A 3,647-nucleotide genomic window follows, 5' to 3' on the forward strand; every position below is an offset into this window, starting at 1 on the left:
GCCCTCGTACTGGACGGTGGGGGGCTGCGGGGCGGGCTCCTGCAGTGGCTTGGCGATTGCATCGGCGGTGCGCCAGTGCAGGCGGGTGGCAGGTTCGGCCTGGCCGGGATGATCGAAGGGGCACCACAGGAGCTGCAGCAGGTCGGCGCCGTGCGGCGGGTGCAGGCCGGGGACCTCGGCGGCGTACAACTGCGCCACCGGCAGCATCGCCACCGGCTCGCCCGGCTCGGGCCATGCGTGGCCTGCCCGCGCGCGTTCGCGCTGGTCCTGCTCCTGCGGGGTGAGCGCGCGCCCGGCCGCGGCCGCGCGCAGACGGCGCAGCATGCGGACGTCGTCGGGCGTCGGGATGTGGCGGCCGTCCGGCTCGTGCGGGCCCTCGCAGCGGGGCCAGGGCTCGTCGGCGGGCCACAGCAGCGGCCCGCCGATCGAGCTGTCGCGCGGGGTGGGCGACCCGGGCCGCGGGTGCAGCCGGGTCGCCGTGCGCGCCAGGGGAGCCAGGTCGGGGACAATCGCTGCGGCGTCGTACGGCCGCGGCGGAGTGGTGCGGTGCAGGGTGGTTCCCATTTCCGGCTCCCTGATGACGCGTTACTCGCCTTGCTCCGGATCAGTTTCCGAGGTTAACGCCACCCGGGCCGGTGTTCCCCACGATGCGGAACCAGAACAGCGACCGCGAGCTGCCGTCGGCGCGCTGGAGCGTGGCGCTCATGATGACCGAGGACGGGATGGTGCTCGTCGCGTCCTCGTAAAGCGGTATCACGCTGTAGGAGACGGCGTCGTTGCGGCCCAGATCGTTGTCCACCGCGTTCTGGACGATGGTCTCGTAGGTGCGCATGCTGGGGGTGCCGGTGTTCATGCCGACTTGGAAGCAGGGCACGAGGTTCGTCTGCTGGTGGCGGGCGGACTGGCCCTTGCCGCCGAGGACGTTGGCGATCAGGTGGCAGCGGGCCAGGACGGCTCCGGGGGCGTTGGCGTCCCGGAAGATCTGGGCGTCGCGCCAGCCGGTGATGTCGCCGCGGGCCGCGTTGCCGCCGCCGGTCTGGGTCAGGCAGGCGGTGGCTGCAGAGGCGCGCTGGCCGGGGCCGTCCGGCGGGGTGGTGGTCTTGTTGCGGTGGTCGACGCCGACGCTGGTGTTGCGGATCCAGCCGTCGCCCGCGGACTCGGTGCCGGAGGGCACGTTCTCCAGGCAGGCGGCCTTGGGCTCGGTGAGGTACTCGAGCTCGGTCGGGCCGCCGCTGGTGCAGACGTTGCCGTTCCACAGCACGGCGTTGGAGCCAGGGGCCACCGCAGCGAAGTACCAGCCCTCGGACTCGTCGCCGTCGCTGTTGTACTCGCCGTCCCAGCTTCGCTCGAAGAACAGGCTGCCAGACCTCGTGTAGGAGTCGGCGAAGCCGGGACCGGTGACGGCGGCGACCCAAGCGTAGGCGACGGCCGGCTGGTTCAGATCGAACCCGGTGCGCATGCGGACCGGGTAGTCGTTGTCCTTCTGGTGGAGCGTGACGTAAGAGCTGCCGCAGTTGCCGTAGACGGTTCCCTTGGTGCTGACGTCGTCGTCTGCGTCGCGTGCGGATAGGGCCTTGGTGACCCGGTCCTTGGCGGAGGCGGGGATCTCAGCGGTCTTCCCGTTCTCCAGCAGGACCTTGAGGTGGCCCTTGCTGTCCGGCGTGCGGGTGACCAGCTTCTCCACCGGCACCTCGCGCATGGTGACCTCGGCGGTACGGTCGGCACCCTTCCGGGCGGTGTCGGCGACGCCGGCGGATGCGGATCCGGAGCCGGTGCGACTGCCGGAGTCCGCCGGTGCCGCGGCCGCCGACGAAGTGCCGCCGAGCGCCATCGCGAGCGCGGCTGCCACGGCGGTCACCGCGGCTAACGGGCGGACCCGAGTTAACCCTCTTAATCGCTGCACGTTCTTCCCAACCTTCCGATCGCGGCCATGGGCGTGGAGGGCCACAGAAAGGCGCGTGTCCCCCACTGCGTCTGGTCTGACGGTGGGGACACGCTAGGAACCGAGCCATGGACGCGACAAGAGTGCACAGGGCGGGGCGACTGCCGAGAGTTGGCTGAATCTCGGTCGAACCTGGCTCTTCGGAGGACGCCTGTATCACCAATGGGCAGGTATGGGGTGGTTCGCCGCCCGGTGAACTTGCCACTGTGCAGGGTTTGTACGTGGATTACGCGGATTCCAAGGTGGCGCTGGAAGCCCTCTCCATTCGCAATGCTCCCGATAGCTTCCGTCCGGTTCGAAGATGACCCGGTGAGTGCTGTTCCTGCCTCGCTCTTCAGAGACGGCGACCCTGCGGGGCGCGCGCATCTGTGCCCGCATGAACTCAGTGGGCGTTAAGTTCGATCTTCCTCGGTTCGCGACCGCTCGATCGTGGCACTGATCGCCATGCAGGCCACAACTGGGCATAGCCATTCGAGATGCCGAGCATTGACAGAGAGCCGTACGTCAGCGATCTATCGGACGAGCAGTGGGCTCTGATCGAGCCGATGATCACGGCCTGGAAACAGGAGAGGGTGGCGCGGTCGGCGAACGGGGATCCCGAGTCCTGTGACCTGCGGGAGGTCGTGAACGCGATCTTCTATCAGAACCGGACAGGCTGCCAGCTGCGTTACCTTCCCCATGACTTCCTGGCCTGGTCGGCGGTGTTCTACTACTTCAGCCTGTGGCGCAGGACAGGCTAGACCAGCGCATCCAGGAACTCCTGCGTTGCCAGGTACGGGAGAGAGCCCGCCGGTTTAGGGACTCGATGCAGATCATTGGCACCGCGTACCGCCTCTTCGGCCTGACGGTGTTTCTGCAGAACGCTGGGCAAGGCCGTCCCGTACGGGATCTACGATCTCGCGGCGAACACCGGCTGGGTCAATGTGGGCACCGATCACGACACTGCCGCGTTCGCGCTGGAATCGATCCGCCGCTGGTGGTCCGGCCAGGGCAGGGCCGCCTACCCGCAGGCGACACGACTGCTCATCACCGCCGACGCGGGCGGCTCGAACGGCTACCGCACTCGGGCCTGGAAGCTCGAACTCGCCCGGCTCGCCGCAGAAACAGGACTGACGATCACCGTGTGCCACCTGCCGCCGGGCACATCGAAATGGAACAAGATCGAGCACCGGCTCTTCTCGCACATCACCATGAACTGGCGCGGCCGCCCGCTGACCAGCCATGAAGTCTTCGTCCAGTCCATCGCCGCGACCACCACCCGCACTGGACTGCCTGTCATGGCCGAGCTGGACACCAACGTCTACCCCACCGGAGTCCAGATCGGCGACGCGGAGATGGCGTCCCTGCCGCTGACCCGACACGCCTTCCCCGACCAGGTCCTGGCAGCCGTCCTCCACCTGCGGGTCGACTTGGCCCCGGAACCCCTAGCGGTGCTGTTCGACAGCAGTCGGACCGCCATGCACCGCACCCTGCTGAAGATCAGGACACTGCTCAAGGCGCACAGCATCATCATCCCACCGTCAGCCACCCCGCCCTCCGCCCTCACAGCCCTCCAGGCTCGCGTTCGAGTCCTGAGCAGCGACTCCAGCAGCATGATCAAGACGACGTGTTAATGACATGCAAGCCCTTAGTTGGTGACGTCAGTTGTTCGTGAAAGCTGACGGCACCAGATGATGGCCCAGAAGGATGTTCGCGAATTCTGACG

Annotated in this window: 1 protein-coding gene and 3 pseudogenes; 2 read left to right on the forward strand and 2 right to left on the reverse strand. The window is 67.8% G+C overall.

Going from position 1 to position 3,647, the window contains the following annotated elements; all coding sequences use genetic code 11:
• Positions 1–564 (reverse strand): annotated as a pseudogene (locus tag L0P92_RS43070) (hypothetical protein); the annotation flags it as partial.
• A 40-nt stretch (positions 565–604) separates the two neighbouring features.
• Positions 605–1,849 (reverse strand): DNA/RNA non-specific endonuclease, encoded by a 1,245-nt coding sequence (locus L0P92_RS43075; RefSeq protein ID WP_234768587.1) that lies wholly within the window; start codon positions 1,847–1,849, stop codon positions 605–607.
• Positions 1,850–2,427: 578 nt separating this feature from the next.
• Between L0P92_RS43075 and L0P92_RS43080 the strand changes: the two are divergent.
• A pseudogene (locus L0P92_RS43080) lies at positions 2,428–2,765 on the forward strand (transposase); the annotation flags it as partial.
• A gap of 40 nt (positions 2,766–2,805) precedes the next feature.
• Positions 2,806–3,555 (forward strand): annotated as a pseudogene (locus tag L0P92_RS43085) (ISAzo13 family transposase); the annotation flags it as partial.
• Positions 3,556–3,647 lie beyond the last annotated feature (92 nt).

This window comes from Streptomyces muensis, assembly GCF_021474425.1.
GTDB classification, from domain to species: Bacteria; Actinomycetota; Actinomycetes; order Streptomycetales; family Streptomycetaceae; genus Streptomyces; species Streptomyces muensis.